A 17,527-nucleotide genomic window follows, 5' to 3' on the forward strand; every position below is an offset into this window, starting at 1 on the left:
GGTCGATTTGGGCAGGGCGCACGACAATTCGTCAGCGTCGTACGTGACCGTCGCCCGTGACGACGTACTTGGTGCTGGTCAGCTCCGGCAGGCCCATGGGGCCGCGGGCGTGCAGCTTCTGCGTGGAGATGCCGATCTCGGCGCCGAAGCCGAACTGGCCGCCGTCGGTGAACCGGGTGGAGGCGTTCACGGCGACCGCGGCCGCGTCCACCAGCTGGGTGAACCGGCGGGCGGCCTGCTGGGAGTTGGTGACGATCGCCTCGGTGTGCCTGGAGCTCCACAGCCGGATGTGGGCCACGGCCTTGTCCAGCGAGTCGACGACGCCGGCGGCGATGTCGTAGGACAGGTACTCGGTGTCCCAGTCCTCCGCCGTGGCCTCGACGACGGTGGCCCGGGAGTCCTTGGCGTACGCCAGCACGCGCGCGTCGCCGTGGACCGTGACCCCGGCGTCGGCCAGCGCGTCCAGGGCACGGGGCAGGAACTCGGGGGCGATGTCCTGGTGGACCAGGAGGGTCTCGGCGGCGTTGCAGACGCTGGGGCGCTGGGCCTTGGAGTTGACCAGGATCTCGACCGCCATGTCGAGGTCGGCGTCGGCGTCCACGTAGACGTGGCAGTTGCCGGTGCCGGTCTCGATCACGGGGACGGTGGACTCCTCCACGACCGTACGGATCAGGGAGGCGCCGCCGCGCGGGATCAGCACGTCGACCAGGCCGCGGGCGCGCATCAGCTCGCGCACGGCGTCGCGGCCCTCGCCGGGCACGAGCTGGACGGCGTCGGCGGGCAGCCCGGCCCCGCCGACCGCGTCCCGCAGCACGCGCACGAGGGCGGTGTTCGACTCGTACGCCGAGGACGAGCCGCGCAGCAGCACCGCGTTGCCGGACTTCAGGCACAGGGCGGCGGCGTCGACCGTCACGTTCGGGCGGGCCTCGTAGATGATGCCGACGACGCCGAGCGGGACGCGGATCTGGCGCAGGTCGATGCCGTTGGGGAGGGTGGAGCCGCGGACGACCTCGCCGACCGGGTCGGGCAGCGCGACGACGTCCCGTACGTCGGAGGCGATGGCCCGCACCCGCTCCGGGGTGAGGGTGAGGCGGTCGACGATGGCCTCGCTGGTGCCGGCCGCGCGGGCGCGCTCGACGTCCTTGGCGTTGGCGGTGACGATCTCGTTCGTCCGGACCTCCAGCGCGTCCGCCACGGCGAGCAGCGTGTCGTCCTTCACGGCGCGCGGCAGCGGGGCGATGTCGGCAGCCGCGGCCTGCGCCCGGTAGGCGGCGCGGGCGACCGGTGACATGGAGTCGTACGGCGAGAGCGTGGTCATGGGAAAAGCGTAGTGCGCCGGGCGGGCCCGGCCACCGGCCGGTCCACGCTCCGAGACGGGGCGAACCGGGCGAAACGCCTCGACCGGTGCCGGTCAGAAGGGGTGGACGCCCACCGGGGTCGCGGGGGCCGGGCCGTAGCCGGCGGCCACGCGCTGGTGGTAGGTCTCGCGGTCGATGACCTCCAGGCCGACGATCTCCCAGGGCGGCAGCCGGGCGGTGCGGCGGTGCTCGCCCCACAGGCGGAGGGCGACCGCGGCGGCGTCGTGCAGGTCGCGGGCCTCCTCCCAGTAGCGGATCTCGGCGTGGTCGCCGGCGTAGCGGCTGGTGAGCAGGAAGGGGTGGTCGTGCGCGAGCTGTTCGAGCCCCCGCCGGACGTCGTCGAGCGGGGCCTCCCCGCCGGAGACGCTGAGCGTGACATGCCACAGCCGGTCTCCGGCCCCGGCTGTCCGCCCGGCGCCTCCGTCGACACCGGGCTCGACGACCGCACCGGACTCTTCGTACACGCCCTCGACGACCCCCCGCCCCTCGCCCGCACCCCGGACCCCCCGCACCCCACGCAACGCCTGCACCCCGCGCACACCGCCCCCGGCCCGCGACTGCCGGTCACCGGAGGCGGCTCCGGACCCGCGCCCGCCCGACACGCCCCCGGGCTCGCGCTCACCGGACACGGCCCGAAGCCCGCGCTCACCGGAGCCGGCCTCCCCGGCCTCCCGAACGTCGGAACCGGCCCGGGGCTCGGGCACGCGGTTCGCCTCCCGGGACGCGGGCCGGGGCTCGCCGGTGCCGGGCCCGGGCCGTGGGTCGGCGGCGAGGCCCTCGGTGCGGGACGGTGGGGTCCCAGGGCGCACTCGTCTCACGGCGGCCTCCTTCAGCGCGGTCGTGCCGTGTCCAGCGGTCGTGCGGAACGTGTCCCCGGGAGACAGTTGAGCAGGCGGGGGGCGGTCGTGTGGCGGTTTTGCGGAACGTCCTCCGTCGGGGGTGGGCGAATAGGTGTTCGGGTCGGAGCGGGGCCGAGCCCCGTCCCTTACGCCTCCAGCAGGACCAGGTCGTCGCGGTGCACGACCTCCCGCTCGTACGCCGGTCCCAGTTCGCGCGCCAGCTCGCGGGTCGAGCGGCCGATCAGACGGGGGATCTCCTTGGCGTCGAAGTTGACGAGTCCGCGCGCCACGGCCCGGCCCGTGCCGTCGCGCAGCTCCACCGGGTCACCCGCCGTGAAGTCGCCCTCGGCGCCCGCGATGCCCGCGGGCAGCAGCGACTTGCGGCCCTCGACGACCGCGCGGACGGCCCCGTCGTCGAGGATCAGCGCCCCCTGGGGGGCGGAGGCGTGCTGGAGCCAGAGCAGCCGGTCGGCGGAGCGCTTGCCGGTGGGGTGGAAGTACGTGCCGGTGTCGCCCCCGGCCAGCGCCTCGGCGGCGTGCACCGCGCTGGTCAGGACGACGGGGATGCCGGCCGCCGCCGCGATCCGGGCCGCCTCCACCTTGGTGACCATGCCTCCCGTGCCCACGCCGGCCCGGCCCGCGCTGCCGATCTCGACGCCCTCGAGATCGGCGGGCCCCCGTACCTGCGATATCCGCGAGGTGCCGGGCCTGCCGGGGTCGCCGTCGTAGACGCCGTCCACGTCGGAGAGCAGTACCAGCAGGTCCGCGTGGACGAGGTGGGCGACGAGGGCGGCGAGCCGGTCGTTGTCGCCGAAGCGGATCTCGTCCGTGGCAACCGTGTCGTTCTCGTTGACGACCGGCAGCGCGCCCATCGCCAGGAGCTTGTCCAGCGTGCGGGAGGCGTTGCGGTGGTGGGCGCGCCTGCTGGTGTCGTCCGAGGTGAGCAGCACCTGTCCGACGCGGATCCCGTAGCGGGCGAAGGAGGCGGTGTAGCGGGCGACGAGGAGGCCCTGGCCGACGCTGGCGGCGGCCTGCTGCCGGGCCAGGTCGCGGGGGCGGCGGCGCAGACCGAGCGGGGCGAGACCGGCGGCGATGGCACCGGAGGAGACCAGCACGACCTCCTTCTCACCCCCGCCGTGGTGCTTGGCGAGCGCGTCGACCAGGGCGTCGACACGATCGGCGTCCAGGCCGCCGGCGGCGGTCGTGAGGGAGGAGGAGCCGACCTTCACGACGATCCGGCGTGCTGCGTGGACGTCCTGCCTGTGCGCTGACACGTGCGCCTCTCGCTTTCCCGACATGTACGGACGATTGCCCCGAGGAGCGGTTCCTTCCCGCAACATACGGGAACGGCACGGCGGGACGCGCGGGGGTTTCGGGAGGTGGACGGGGGCCGGCAGAGGTCGGCGGGGGCGGAGCGGACGGCGGACGGGAAGGCGGACGGGAAGGTGGACGAGAAGGTGGACGAGATCACAGGACCCGCGCCCCTTATGTACTGTTCGCGGCGATAGCGGGTGGCGGAGATTGCTTGCCGGGCGTCCGAAGTCATACCGTCAGCCTCGGCTCTCCTCGATGGGGCACCCTTGTTCGGGCGCGACCGAAGGGCGGGCCGTCACCTCCCACGCTCCCCCCCCATCCGCCGTATTCCCTCCGCAGGAGCCCAGCCCGTGCCCTCCGCAGGCCCCGCCACCCGCCGTCTCGTGCAGGTGGCCACGCTGTGCGCGATGTTCGCGCTTTTCACGGCCCAGATCATCACCGCGCTGCTGCCCAATGTCCCGGTCCTCGTCGCCGTGAGCGCGGCCGGACTCGCCCTGGACCTGTACTACCAGTACCGCGACCCCGGCCTCCTCGCCCTCCTCGGCAAGGTCCGGTTCGACGTCACGGTCCGCCAGCTGCTGCGCGACATGCTGATCCTGGTGGGACTGCTGCGGATCGACGACATCGCGCCCCTGCGCGAGCAGGCGCCCCTGACGGTGGCGCTGTGCGCCTTCTACGCGCTGCACTTCTGCTGCCAGGCCGTCGCCGTCCTGGTCCGCCGCACCCGCACGCTGCCGATCGTCACCCGCAACATCGACGCCTCCGCGCTGCACCTGACCAAGGCCCCGCCGCGCATCCTGGCCCGCCGCCAGGGGCACCGGCTGCTGGCCTTCTCCGTTCCCGCCACCGCCGGCCTGCTGGCCACCGCCGCCACCGGGGACGGCCTGTGGGGCTACATCGGCGTCGGCGCCGCCCTCCTGCTGGCCGTCGGCGGCATCGCGTACCTGGGCACCTGGCTGCTCAAGGGCAAGCGCGCCAGGACCGAGCAGCAGGTCATGGAGTGGCTGGACGGCTGGCTGGCCGAGTACCGGCCCACCTTCGCGATGTACTTCTCCGGCGGGACGACCTCGGCGTACCAGGCCAACATGTGGCTCTCCACGCTCTCCCAGCTCGACGGCCGGCCGCTGATCGTGCTGCGCGAGCGGTTCATGGTGCAGAAGATCGAGGCCACGGACGTGCCGGTGATCTGCTTCCCGAAGGTCTCCACGATGTTCTCGCTGGAGAACTCGACGCTGAAGATGATGCTGCACCCCGCCAACGCGGCGAAGACCTCCCAGGTGCTGCGCATCCCCACGATCAAGCACGCCTTCATCAACCACGGCGAGAGCGACAAGCTCTCCTCCTGCAACCCGTACGCCAAGGCCTACGACGAGGTGTGGGTCGCCGGCCCCGCCGCCCGCGAGCGGTACGCGCTGGCCGAGGTCGGCGTCGAGGACAAGGACATCGTGGAGGTCGGCCGGCCGCAGCTCGCGCCGATCCGCCCGTACTCCGGCGCCCCGACGGGCACGTACACCACCGTGCTGTACGCCCCCACCTGGGAGGGCTGGGACGGCAACCCCGGCAACACCTCCGTGGTGCTGGCCGGCGAGAACATCGTCCGCAAGCTCCTCGCCGACGACGGCGTACGACTGCTCTACAAGCCGCACCCGATGACCGGTTCCGTCGACCCGCGCGCGGGCCGCGCCAACGAGCGCATCAAGGCGATGATCGCGGAAGCGAACGCCAAGCGGTCGGGGGCCCGGCCGGGTCCCGAGGTCGCCGCCGAGCTGGCCCGCCGGACGGCCGAGCTGGACCGGCTCACCTCCACGGACTTCCGTACGAGCGCGGACGAGATGGAGCGGATGCTGCTCCAGGGCCGGCCCGACGGGCAGCGCGAGGCGCGGATCGCCGAGGCGACGGCGGCCTGGGAGAAGGCCTACTGGGCCTCCTTCCCGGAGTGGGAGCACCAGATCATCACCGACGCGCGGCCGGGCATCTTCGCCTGCTTCAACCAGGCGGACCTGCTCGTCAGCGACGTGTCGTCGGTGGTGTCGGACTGGCTCTCCAGCGAGAAGCCGTACGCGGTCGCGAACACCTCGGGGCTGTCGGAGGAGGCGTTCCGGGAGGCGTTCCCGACGGTGTCCGCGGGTGTGGTGCTCACGCCCAAGGCGGGCGGGGTGAAGGGGCTGCTGGAGTCGGTGCGGCACCCGGAGAAGGACGCGTTCACGGCTGCGCGGGCGGAGCTGAAGGTGCAGCTCCTCGGGCCCTCGGAGCCGCCGTCGCTGGTCCGCTTCAACGAGGCGGTGCGGGCGTTGTGCGACCGCGCCGACGAGCGGCGGGTGCGCATGGAGTCCCGCATGGCCTCCGACATCCCCGCGCCCCGCGGCGCCGCCGAGGAGGCCCCGGAAGAACTGGCCATCGAGGCAGACGCGACCCCGGGCACGGAGGACTCCGTCACCGCCTGACAGCACCCCCGAACGGGGGCGTGCGTTCAGCGCCCCCGCCCCGGGAGGGCGCCCCGTCAGAGGCGCGGGCCTGTGCTGCCTGCGCGGCTCCGCCACGGAGGGGCGCCCCATCAGGGGCACGGGGCTGTGTCTTTTGCGCGGCTCCGCCGCAGGGGCGCGAGCAATGCACCCCCCCCGCCCCGCAAGGGGCACGGGGCTGTGTCTTCTGCGCGGCTCCGCCGCAGGGGCGCGAGCAATACACCCCCGCCCCGCAAGGGGCGCGGGGAACTGCGCGACCAGCCCCAGCGCACCCGCACCCGCCGCAGTACCCACCACCCCCCGAGCTCTCGGGCGCTCCGCGCCCCCGGGGTCGAAGGGGCGGAGCCCCTGGGGGATGGTGGGGGGACCCCCATCGCCCCAGCGGCACGACTGCCCGCAGCCGGGCGCGCCCGCAGCGAGGTGCGGCACGACGTCCGCAGCGGGGTGCGGCACGGTGCGCCCGCCGGCGGGCCGTAAGCCGGGCGAGCCGCCGACAGGCAGCGGCGGCCCCGCCCGGGCGCCCGCCGCGCACGCCCCGGCGGCCGGTTAGAACGGTTCGAAGTCGTCGTACTCGCGGAGCGACTCGTCCCGCTCCGCCTCCCGGTCACGGCGCCGCTGCGCCGCCGGCCGCGGCGCCTCGAACCGGTGGTCCTCGCCACGCCGGCCGAGCATCTCCGCCCCCGCCATCACCGTCGGCTCCCAGTCGAAGACGACCGCGTTGTCCTCCGGCCCGATCGCGACGCCGTCGCCCGTGCGGGCGCCGGCCTTCATCAGGGCCTCTTCCACCCCGAGCCGGTTCAGCCGGTCGGCGAGGTAGCCGACCGCCTCGTCGTTGTTGAAGTCGGTCTGCCGCACCCACCGCTCGGGCTTCTCGCCCCGCACCCGGAACAGCGGCTCGCCCTCGGACTCCTCCTGGGTGACCGTGAAGCCGGAGTCGTCGACCGCCTTGGGCCGGATGACGATACGGGTCGCCTCCTCCTTCGGCCGGGCCGCCCGCGCCCGCGCGACGAGCTCCGCCAGCGCGAAGGACAGCTCCCGCAGCCCCGTGTGGGCGACCGCGGACACCTCGAAGACGCGGTAACCCCGCTCCTCCAGGTCCGGCCGCACCATCTCCGCGAGGTCCTTGCCGTCGGGCACGTCGATCTTGTTGAGGACGACGATCCGCGGCCGGTCGTCCAGACCGCCGTACTGACGCAGCTCCGCCTCGATGACGTCGAGGTCGGAGAGCGGGTCGCGCTCGGACTCCAGCGTCGCGGTGTCCAGGACGTGCACGAGCACGCTGCACCGCTCCACGTGGCGCAGGAACTCCAGGCCCAGCCCCTTGCCCTGGCTGGCGCCCGGGATGAGCCCGGGCACATCCGCGACGGTGTAGACGGTGGAGCCCGCCGTCACCACGCCCAGGTTCGGGACGAGCGTCGTGAACGGGTAGTCGGCGATCTTCGGCTTCGCCGCGCTCAGCACGGAGATCAGCGAGGACTTGCCGGCGCTCGGGTAGCCGACCAGCGCCACGTCGGCGACGGTCTTGAGCTCCAGCACGATGTCCTGGAGGTCGCCCGGCACGCCGAGCAGCGCGAAGCCGGGGGCCTTGCGCCGCGCGGAGGCGAGCGCCGCGTTGCCGAGGCCGCCGCGGCCGCCCTGGGCGGCGACGTAGGACGTGCCGTGGCCGACGAGGTCGGCAAGGACGTTGCCCGCCCGGTCGAGCACCACGGTGCCGTCGGGGACCGGCAGGACGAGGTCCTGGCCGTCCTTGCCGGAGCGGTTGCCGCCCTCGCCGGGCTTGCCGCCCGTGGCCTTGCGGTGCGGCGAGTGGTGGTAGTCGAGCAGCGTGGTCACGGACTGGTCGACGGTGAGGATCACATCGCCGCCCCGGCCGCCGTTGCCGCCGTCCGGGCCGCCGAGCGGCTTGAACTTCTCACGGTGGACGGAGGCACAGCCGTGGCCTCCGTTACCCGCGGCGACGTGCAGCTCGACGCGGTCCACGAAGGTGGTCATGGGATGTGCCTCCAGTTACTGCCTACTGCGGGAATGTCTTCTGGGTAACACGCGAAAGGCGGACCCGCTTCCCCTCGGGGAAGTGAGGCCCGCCTCGCGAGAGTGTCCGGGTCAGCCGACCGGGACGATGTTCACGACCTTGCGGCCACGGCTGGTGCCGAACTCCACCGCACCGGCCTGGAGCGCGAACAGCGTGTCGTCGCCGCCGCGGCCGACGCCGCTGCCCGGGTGGAAGTGGGTGCCGCGCTGGCGGACGATGATCTCACCGGCGTTCACGACCTGACCGCCGAAGCGCTTCACGCCGAGCCGCTGGGCGTTGGAGTCGCGACCGTTCCGGGTGGACGATGCGCCCTTCTTGTGTGCCATCTGTTCTCAGTCCCTTACTTCGCAGCCGCGGGGATCTCAGTGACCTTGATCGCCGTGTACTGCTGGCGGTGGCCCTGACGACGGCGGTAGCCGGTCTTGTTCTTGTAGCGCAGAATGTCGATCTTCTGGCCCTTGTGGTGGTCCACGACCTCGGCCTGGACCTTGATGCCGGCCAGCACCCACGGGTCGCTGGTCACGGAGTCGCCGTCGACGACGAGCAGGGTCGAGAGCTCGACCGTGTCGCCCACCTTGGCGGTGGAAATCTTGTCAACCTCGACGATGTCGCCGACAGCAACCTTGTGCTGGCGACCACCGCTGCGCACGATGGCGTACACGCGGATCTCACTCTCTACGCTCGGGAACGGCACCCCCGCAGTCCAGCCGCCCGACAACACGGGCCGCCTCTCCGGCACACGCAGTGCCCCGGAGGAAGAGGTTTACGGGGATGTGGCGCGTCACTCGACACGCCGACGGTCAAGGTTACGGGCAGCCCCCGACAGGGTCAAACCGAGCCGTCAGGGGGCCCGCACGCAGGTGGCCCACCCGCGAGGTGCGGGTGGGCCACCGTCGTTGCGTACCGGCGCGTGCGTCAGTCGTCCGTGGACGCCGACACCGTCGGCTGCCCCGGCTCCGTCGCCGCCGCCGTCTTCTTCGCCGTCGACTTCTTGGCCGCCGCCTTCTTCGTCGTCGTCTTCTTGGCGGCGGTCTTCTTCGCGGCGGTCTTCTTGGCCGTCGTCTTCTTCGTCGCGGCCTTCTTCGCCGTGGCCTTCTTGGCGGTCTTGCGGGCCGCCTTCTTGGCCGGGGCCTCCTCCGCCGCCCCGGCCTCCTCCGCCGGGGCCTCCGCGGACGGGACGACCACGACGGCCGCGTCCTCGGACGAGGTCGGCGCGGTGGCCTTGCGGACGGCACGGCGGCGCGGACGGGCCGGGGCCGCGCTCTCGGCGGCCGGCTCCGCCGCCGGCTGCTCCGGCTCGGGCGCCTCGGCCGGCGCGGGGGCGGCCACCGGCTCGGTGACCGTCACCACGGCCTCCTCGGGCGCGGACGCGGGCGCCGACACCTTGCGGACGGCCCGGCGGCGCGTACGGCCCTTGGGGGCGGCCGGCTCGACGGCCTCGGCGGCCTCGGCGGCCTCGACCACCGGGTCCTCCGCGGCAGCCGGCTCGGCGTGCGCGGCCTCGGCCGGCTCCGGGCGGACCGGACGCGCGGCCTCTTCCTCGACGGTCACGTCCTGCGCCGTCGGCGCCTCGGGCTCGGCGACGGCCCGCTTCGGCGCGCCCGCCGGGGCGGACGCCCGCCGGGTCGCCCGGCGCCGCGAACGGCCCCGGGTGGCCGCGGCCTCCGCCTCGGCGACGCTGCTGTACAGCTCCTCGTCGGGCGTGAACTCGGGCACCTCGGTCGCGGCGGCCGGCCGCTGCTCGGTCACCGGCTCGGGCGCGCTCTCCTCGACCGCGGTCTCCGCCGCCGTCTGCGTGCCGTGCTCGTGCGTCTCGTGCTCGTGGGCCTGGTCGGCCCCGCCGCGGCCGCGCTTGCGGCGCTTGCCGCCGCCACCGCCGCCGGACGTGCCCGGCTGGTCCAGGTGCACGATGACACCGCGCCCGTTGCAGTGCACGCAGGTCTCGGAGAACGACTCCAGCAGACCCTGGCCGACCCGCTTGCGGGTCATCTGCACCAGGCCGAGCGAGGTCACCTCGGCCACCTGGTGCTTCGTACGGTCCCGGCCCAGGCACTCCAGCAGGCGCCGCAGCACCAGGTCCCGGTTGGACTCCAGCACCATGTCGATGAAGTCGACGACGATGATGCCGCCGAGGTCGCGCAGCCGCAGCTGGCGCACGATCTCCTCGGCCGCCTCCAGGTTGTTCCTGGTGACGGTCTCCTCGAGGTTGCCGCCCTGACCGGTGAACTTGCCGGTGTTGACGTCGATGACGACCATCGCCTCGGTCCGGTCGATCACCAGCGAACCGCCGCTGGGCAGCCAGACCTTGCGGTCCAGCGCCTTGGCGAGCTGCTCGTCGATCCGGTACGTGGCGAAGACGTCGGTCTCGCTCGTCCACCGCGACAGGCGCGGCGCGAGGTCCGGGGCGACGTGGGAGACGTAGCCGTGGATCGTCTCCCAGGCCTCGTCGCCGCTGACGACGACCTTGGAGAAGTCCTCGTTGAAGATGTCCCGCACGACCCGGACGGTCATGTCCGGCTCGCCGTACAGCAGCGTCGGGGCACTGCCGCCGTTCCTGGACTTCTTCTTGATCTCCTCCCACTGCGCCTGGAGCCGCTCGACGTCGCGGCGCAGCTCGTCCTCGCTGGCGCCCTCGGCGGCGGTGCGCACGATGACGCCCGCGTCCTCGGGGACGACCTTCTTGAGGATGCTCTTCAGCCGGGCCCGCTCGGTGTCGGGCAGCTTGCGGCTGATGCCGGTCATCGAGCCCTCGGGCACGTAGACCAGGTAGCGGCCGGGCAGCGAGACCTGGCTGGTGAGGCGGGCGCCCTTGTGGCCGATCGGGTCCTTGGTGACCTGGACCAGGACGGACTGCCCGGACTTCAGCGCGGACTCGATGCGGCGCGGGCCGCCCGACATGCCGAGCGCCTCGAAGTTGACCTCACCGGCGTAGAGCACGGCGTTGCGGCCCTTGCCGATGTCGATGAAGGCGGCCTCCATCGACGGCAGCACGTTCTGCACCTTGCCGAGGTAGACGTTGCCGACGTACGAGACGGCCTGTTCCTTGTTGACGTAGTGCTCGACGAGCACGTTGTCCTCGAGGACGCCGATCTGCGTGCGCTCGCCGCTCTGCCGGACCACCATCACGCGCTCGACGGCCTCGCGGCGGGCCAGGAACTCGGCCTCGGTGATGATCGGGACGCGCCGGCGGCCCTGCTCGCGGCCCTCGCGGCGGCGCTGCTTCTTGGCCTCGAGGCGCGTGGAGCCCTTGATGGACTGCACCTCGTCGACGGGCTCGCTCGCCTTGCGGGGCTCGCGGACCTTGACGACCGTGCGCTCGGGGTCGTCGGCGGACGACTCGCCCTCGCCGGCGCCGTCGCCCGCGCGGCGGCGCCGGCGGCGGCGACGGCGGGTGCCGCTGGAGCTGCCGCCCTGGTCGCCGCGGGAGTCGTCCTCGGCGTCCTCGGCGTCCTCGGTGGTCTGCTCGGCGGTGTCCTCGGCGTCCTGCGCGGCCTGCGCCGCGGCGACGTCCTCGGCGTCGTCCCCGTCGCCCGCGTCGCCGTCGGCGGCCTCGCCCCGGCGGCGACGGCGGCCACCGCGGCGGCGGCGCCGGCGGGAACCGGTCTCCTCGTTGTCGTCGCCGTCGCCGTCGTCGGCGTCGGCGTCGATGTCGGTGGCGGTGGCGTCCTCGGCCGCCTCCGGCTCGTCCTCGGGCTCCTCCGCCTTCTCGGCGGGCTGCGCGGCGACCGGCGCCTCGTCGCCGTCCGCACCGCCACGGCGGCGACGGCGGCGGCGCGAACCGCCGGTCTCCTCCTCGGCGACGGGCTCGGCCGGCCGCTCGGTCCGCTCGGGCTGTTCCTGCTGCTCCTGCCGGGCCTCGGCGGCCGCGGCGGCGGCAGCGCGCTCCGGGGTCTGGAACATCGGTTCGGTGAACACGGGCGCCTGGAAGACGGCGACGGCGGGCCGCTTGGGGCGCCGCGAGCCCTCGTCCGTCTCCTCGCCCGCGCCCCGCCGTCCGGCGGGCTGGGCGGGGGCGGCGAAGCCGGTGGCGGCCTTGCGGACGGCACGGCGCCGACGGCGGGGGCCGGTCTCCTCGGCGGCGAGGGCGTCACCGACCTCGGGCGGCGCGGCGAGGGTGCCGGGCTCCGGGGCGGTGTCGGCGTCGTCGGCGGTCACGGGCGCCTCCACGCGCTCCTCGGGGGCACCGGCGGGCGCGGAGGCCCGGCGGGTGGCGCGGCGGCGGCTGCGCCGGGAACCGGCGTCCTCGGCCTCGGCGGCCTGGGCGCCGGGGACGGACTCGACGGAGATCTCGGCGGCGACGGGGGTCTCGGCGGTGACGGGGGTCTCCGCGGACACCGGCTGGTCGGCGGCGGGTGCCTCGACCGCCTGCGGCGCACCGGCGGGCGCGGACGCCCGGCGGGTGGCCCGCCGCCGCGTACGCGGCGGAGCGGCCTCGGTGGGCGCCTCGGCGTCGTCGGCGGCGGCCGCGACGGACGCGGCTTCGTCGCCGTCGCCCGGCGCCGCGGGCGCCACCTCGGCGGGCGCGGACGTCGCCGTTTCACCGGCGGCCGCCGTCTGCGGCGCACCCGTGGGCGCGGACGCCCGGCGGGTCGCACGCCGACGCGCACGCGGCGGCGCGGCCTCGGCGGCGTCACCGGAGGTGTCGGTCGCGGCGGTCGCGGCCGGGGTCTCCCCGGCCGCACCGGAATCGTCGGCCGCCGCAGTCACCACCGTCTCGGCGGCCTCGGCCCCCTCCGGGGCCCCGGCGGGCGCGGACACCTTGCGGGTCGCACGGCGCCGCGCGCGCGGCGGCGCGGCGTCAGCGGCGGTGGCGGCGTCCGCGACGGCGGCCGTCTCCTGTGCCGCGGCGTCGCTCACCGCCGCCGTCTCCGTGCGGGCGAGGGCGGCCTCTTCGGCGTCGTCCTCCGCGGCGGCCGGCGCCGCGGTGTCCGTGATCTCCGGCGTCGTCTCCGACGCCGCGACCGGCGGACCCGCCGGGCGGGACGCGGCGCGGCGCCTGCGGCGCGGCGGCAGCGTGTCGCTGGGGGTGCCGGCAGCGTGGGAGTTGTTGGTTGCGGAACCCTCGGCGGGTTCGATCGGTTCGAGCATGCGGGCGTATCTCCCGTCAGGCTTCCGGGCGCCCCGCCTGGTCCGGCAGTGCCGGTGACGTCCGCGGCTCGCGCGGTGCGCGCCTGCCGCCGTCCGGGGCGCGGGCGCCGCTCGGAAGCTGTCTGTGTCCTGTCTCGCCGGTTCCGTACGCCTTGTTGTGCACGGCCTGGCGAAAGTCTTGTAGTCGGTGCGCTGCCCGACCCAGGTGGCTCCCGAGTACGAGGGCGGCGCTACGACGTCCGTCCCTACGCGGAACCTTCCGGCACCGGCGCCGACGCGGCGGCTTCGGCGGCCCCCACTGAAGCGGCCGGGGCGGCCGTGATCGCCTCGCGGTCGGGCGCGAGCGGGTCGGTCACCGTGCCGGTCTCTTCATCGAGCAGCCCCTGCGCCAGCCTGGTCACCGCTGCGGGGACCGGCGGCGCCAGGTCGGCCACGGCGCGGAGACCGGACAGGACGTCGTCGGGTCGTACGGCAGGCGTCACGTGCCGAACAACCAGCCGCAGTATCGCACAGGGCCGGTCGTTCGGCCTATCGGCCTGCGAAGGGTGCGTTTCGAGCCGTAGCACGGCCGGACGTGCGTCAAAGGTGCGCAGGCCGTTCTTCGTACGGCGCTGGACCTCGACGGACCCGGCCGCGGCGAAGGCCGCGACCGCGCGCTCGGCGTCCGCGGGCGCCACGCCGTCCAGGCGCAGTTCCCACACGGAGGCCGTGAGCCGGTCGGCGAGGCCCGAGGTGCGGGCCTCGACCGCCTCGAGCACGTCCAGCCCGGTGGGCAGGGACGCGTCGAGGAGCGCGCGCAGGGTGTCCGGGTCGCGCGGCTCGGTGAGCGCGATCTCCAGGTACTCCGCCTCACTGCCCGTGCCGGTGGGTGCGGCATTGGCGTACGACACCTTCGGATGCGGCGTGAACCCCGCCGAGTACGCCATGGGTACCTCGGCGCGGCGCAGCGCACGCTCGAAGGCGCGCTGGAAGTCACGGTGGCTGGTGAACCGGAGGCGGCCGCGCTTGGTGTAGCGCAGTCGGATGCGCTGCACCGCGGGTGCGGGCGGCGGGCCTTCGGGCTGTCGCTTGCCCAGTGTCCTAGTCCTTCGTGAGAGCGGTCGTACTTCTCTCCAGAGTACGTGCCGCGTCGCCCCCGGGTTCCCGGCGGACCGTCTCGCGCCGCTTTCGGGGCTCCCCGAACAGTGCCCGGCGCAGATCGGCGCGGGCCTGCCGGGCGGTGTCGCGCGCCGTGGCGAGCGCCTGCCGGGCGACCCGGCCCACCCCGCGCGCGGCCTCGGCGGCGGGCCGCAGCACCGCGTCGCGCACCAGGTGCCCGACGGGGGTGAGGACGCGCCGGTAGGCCCAGCGTGCCGGTTCGGCGACCGTCCACCGCAGGAGGGCGCGCAGGAGGCGCCCCACGGCGAGCGACACGCGCCCCGCGACCCGCCAGGCGTGCCCCAGCGCGGCGGCGAGCTCCCGCCCGACGACCACGAGGGCCCGGCCCACCGGCACGAGCACCCACCGCCACAGCGCGAGCGCCGGGAGCACGAGCAGCAGGCGCGCGGTCCAGTAGAGGACGAACCCGACTCCGTTGACGCCCGTCCGCACCAGCCACAGCAGCCCGCGCACGACCTGGACGGTGCCGTGCCCGACGGGTATGAGCACGTACCGGTACAGCCACCGCGCCGGAACGACCACCAGCCAGCGCACGAGCCACACCACCGCGTGCCCGCACGGCGTGAGCACCCACGCGTACGCCCACGCAACCCCCGCCGCGCCCCCACGCAGCACCCACATGAGCCCCGCACCGACGCGTCTCAGCACCCACGCCAACCCCGCGCCGACGCGCCGCAGCACCCAGCCGACGCCGGCGCCGATGCCGTACGCCACCAGGGCGAGCCCGCGCCCGGCAGGCGCGAGAACGCGGCCGTACAGCCACACCGCCGGTACGACCAGCAGCACCCGCCCCAGCCACGCCAGCCCCGCACCGACACCCCGCAGCACCCACGCCAGCCCCGCACCGACCGGTGCCAGCACGTACCGCCACAGCGCGACCCACGGCCACACGAACACCGCCCGCCCCACCCACGCCAGTCCCCGTCCCAGCGGCCGCAGCACCGCACGGTGCAGCAGCCGCCCACCGGCGACGAGCGCGTCCCACACCATCCGCACCGGCACGACCAGCACGAACACCACGATCCGCACCGGCATCCGCACGGCCACGACGAGACACCCCTCGCCGCCCGGCGCCATGGGCTCCCGCGCCGCGGGCCCCCGTTCCACCGGCTCCCCCGTCTCTCCCCCGTTCACCGCCCGCGCCCCCTCTACTCCACGTCGATCCCGTAGTCCCGCAGCAGGTCCTCCAGGCCGCCGCGGTAGCCCTTGCCGCCCAGGACGAAGTCCCAGTCGCCGCCCGGGCGGCGGCGGAACGAGCCGAGGGTGAGGGCCGTTTCGCCGGGGCGGCCGTCGGAGACCTCCAGGCGGGCCAGTTCCGTGCGGTCCGGGTCCAGCAGGCGGATGCCGGCGTCCGTGAAGCCGGACAGGTCCGCGCCGGGGTCGACGGCCGGGTCGACCGCGGCGACCAGCACGAGCCGGTCGGCGGGCTCCGGCAGCGCGTCGAAGGCGACCCGCAGCGCGGCCCGGTCCGGCGTGGTGGCGGGCAGCGCGCGGACCGTGCCGTCCGGGGTGCGCGGGTTGTTGAAGAAGACGAAGTGGTCGTCGCTCAGCACCCGGTTGCCGTGGCAGACGAGCGCGCACACGTCCAGGGCGACGCCGCCGGTCCAGGACATGCCGAGCACGTTGTAGTCGTCGGTGCCGGAGTCGGCGGCAGGTGCCGGAGATTCACTGCGCGGCGCGGGCACCCGGCCGCCGCCCGGGCCCGGCGCCCCGGTGGGCGCTCCCCCGCCGCCGTCGCCCAGCCGGCCGCGCAGCCCGTGCCGGTGCAGCAGGTCCACCAGCTCGGGGCCGGAGACCAGCTCCAGCGGCTTGCCGTGGGCGAAGGTGTGCGAGCCGGGGCCGAAGCCGGACGTCGTGACCAGGACGCCCTTGTTGGCGCCGAGGGACTGCACCGTGCCGTACAGGTCGCGGACGGCCGTCGGCGGGACGGTGTTCTTGTACCGCTTGACCTGCACCACGAGCGAGCCGCCGCGGATCGGCGTCGGGTCCAGCGCGTCGACGTCCACGCCGCCGTCGTTCGACCGCTGCGTCGTCACCGCCTGCATGCCCATCGCCCGGAACAGCTCCGCGACCAGAGCCTCGAAGCGCAGCGGATCCATCGCGAAGAGGTCCGGTTCCTCCTCCCCGCCGTGCGTGACGACCCCGCCGCCGACCTCCTCCGGACGCCGGCCCGGCCGTACGGGGGTGTACTGGTCCGGGCGGGAGGAGAGCTGGCCGTGCAACGCGTCCGTCAGACAGTCCACCGGGCTGACCTGCTCCAGACGCAGACCGGCGAACAGGGACTTCGGGGCCATGACCGTGACCAGGAAGAACTCCGTGCGCCGGCCCGTCGCCGGATCGTGGTCGTCCACGAACCCGTTGAACGCCACCGACTCCAGCGCGCCGAACTCGTCGGCCGCGAACAGCTCGTGCAGCACGAGGAGCGCGCTCTGCGCGAGCACCTCGCGGTACAGCGCCCGCCGCTGGGTGGCCGGGCGGGGCGCCTCCTTGTCCTGGTCGGAGCCGGGCAGATACCGCACCAGCTTCGTCTCCGGCACGATGTCGTACCGCGGCAGCTCCCAGTTGAGGACGAGCTGCCGGGCGGCCGGGTCGTAGGCCGCCGCGACCTGGCGCGGGAACCCCTCCGGCCAGGCGGAGGAGGCGTACAGCGCGGCCGAGAAGTACTCGACGGCCGCCTCCGGGTCCGCCGCCCGCAGGGCCTCGCCCAGCTGTGCGATCCCCGCGTTGTGCGCGCGTATCTCCGCGAGCCGGGCCGCCGCCCACGCGTCGTACTGCCGCCGGTACTCCGCCAGTTGGCGCTGCCGCTGCGCCTCGGCCGCCTGCGCGGCGTGCCAGTCGTGTTCGAACCGGGCCCGCGCCTCCGCCTGAGCCTGTGCCCGGCGCCCCGCGCCCCAACCGGCCCCCGCCTGATACTGGTTCGGATCGGGCATCGCGACCGGCTGGGCCAACGGCCCCGGCGCGAACGGCTCCAGCTCCTCCGCCCGCCCCAGCGCCCCCGCCCGGAACGCCGGTGCCCGGCAGCCGGCGACAAGCAGCCCCTGCAACGCCTCGACCTGCGCGTCCAGCTCCTCCGTGCGGCGCCGCGCCTCCGCCTCGCGCTGCTGCCGGTACGCCGCCTGCTGCTCACGCCGGCTGCGGTTCACCTCACGCTCGTACGCCCGCTGCCGGCGTTCGTACTCCCGCTGCTGCCTGGCCCGCGCCTCCAGCCCCCGCTGCTGCTGACGCTGCGCCTCGGCCCACATCCCGGCCAATCCGTTGGAGCGACGACTCATCCCC

At 74.7% G+C, this 17,527-nt stretch carries 11 protein-coding genes; 1 reads left to right on the forward strand and 10 read right to left on the reverse strand.

Going from position 1 to position 17,527, the window contains the following annotated elements:
• Positions 1 to 31: 31 nt before the first annotated feature.
• From OIE12_RS10925 to proB, 3 genes are all read right to left on the reverse strand, one after another.
• Positions 32 to 1,318 carry a glutamate-5-semialdehyde dehydrogenase gene (locus tag OIE12_RS10925; protein ID WP_329134191.1) on the reverse strand — a complete coding sequence of 429 codons (1,287 nt, stop codon included), beginning with the start codon at positions 1,316 to 1,318 and terminating at the stop codon, positions 32 to 34.
• A 93-nt stretch (positions 1,319 to 1,411) separates the two neighbouring features.
• Positions 1,412 to 1,960, reverse strand: coding sequence for a hypothetical protein (locus OIE12_RS10930; protein WP_329141854.1), 549 nt, complete (start codon positions 1,958 to 1,960; stop codon positions 1,412 to 1,414).
• Between the two features lie 383 nt (positions 1,961 to 2,343).
• Entirely contained in the window at positions 2,344 to 3,495 is a 1,152-nt protein-coding gene (gene proB, locus OIE12_RS10935; protein ID WP_329134193.1) for a glutamate 5-kinase, read from the reverse strand.
• A gap of 366 nt (positions 3,496 to 3,861) precedes the next feature.
• Between proB and OIE12_RS10940 the strand changes: the two genes are divergently transcribed.
• On the forward strand, positions 3,862 to 5,955 hold the full coding sequence (locus OIE12_RS10940) for a hypothetical protein (RefSeq protein ID WP_329134195.1): 2,094 nt from the start codon (positions 3,862 to 3,864) through the stop codon (positions 5,953 to 5,955).
• A gap of 564 nt (positions 5,956 to 6,519) precedes the next feature.
• On the opposite strand, the gene obgE is transcribed toward OIE12_RS10940, so the two are convergent.
• The 7 genes from obgE to OIE12_RS10975 form a co-directional block, all read right to left on the reverse strand.
• Positions 6,520 to 7,965, reverse strand: coding sequence for a GTPase ObgE (gene obgE, locus OIE12_RS10945; RefSeq protein ID WP_329134196.1), 1,446 nt, complete (start codon positions 7,963 to 7,965; stop codon positions 6,520 to 6,522).
• Positions 7,966 to 8,076: 111 nt separating this feature from the next.
• Positions 8,077 to 8,331, reverse strand: a complete 255-nt coding sequence (gene rpmA / locus OIE12_RS10950) for a 50S ribosomal protein L27 (RefSeq protein ID WP_006137396.1) — start codon at positions 8,329 to 8,331, stop codon at positions 8,077 to 8,079.
• A 14-nt stretch (positions 8,332 to 8,345) separates the two neighbouring features.
• Complete coding sequence (rplU, locus tag OIE12_RS10955; RefSeq protein WP_006132815.1) at positions 8,346 to 8,666, reverse strand: 50S ribosomal protein L21; 321 nt, start codon at positions 8,664 to 8,666, stop codon at positions 8,346 to 8,348.
• A 254-nt stretch (positions 8,667 to 8,920) separates the two neighbouring features.
• Positions 8,921 to 13,093 (reverse strand): Rne/Rng family ribonuclease, encoded by a 4,173-nt coding sequence (locus tag OIE12_RS10960; RefSeq protein ID WP_329134211.1) that lies wholly within the window; start codon positions 13,091 to 13,093, stop codon positions 8,921 to 8,923.
• A gap of 245 nt (positions 13,094 to 13,338) precedes the next feature.
• Complete coding sequence (locus OIE12_RS10965) at positions 13,339 to 14,127, reverse strand: TIGR03936 family radical SAM-associated protein (RefSeq protein WP_329134213.1); 789 nt, start codon at positions 14,125 to 14,127, stop codon at positions 13,339 to 13,341.
• A 46-nt stretch (positions 14,128 to 14,173) separates the two neighbouring features.
• Positions 14,174 to 15,328, reverse strand: coding sequence for a hypothetical protein (locus OIE12_RS10970; RefSeq protein ID WP_329141856.1), 1,155 nt, complete (start codon positions 15,326 to 15,328; stop codon positions 14,174 to 14,176).
• 71 nt (positions 15,329 to 15,399) lie between these two features.
• The gene (locus OIE12_RS10975) at positions 15,400 to 17,523 is read right to left on the reverse strand and encodes a restriction endonuclease (protein ID WP_329134215.1); all 2,124 of its coding nucleotides are present in this window, start codon (positions 17,521 to 17,523) and stop codon (positions 15,400 to 15,402) included.
• Positions 17,524 to 17,527 lie beyond the last annotated feature (4 nt).

The organism is Streptomyces sp. NBC_00670 (genome assembly GCF_036226765.1).
In the GTDB taxonomy this organism is placed as follows: Bacteria; Actinomycetota; Actinomycetes; order Streptomycetales; family Streptomycetaceae; genus Streptomyces.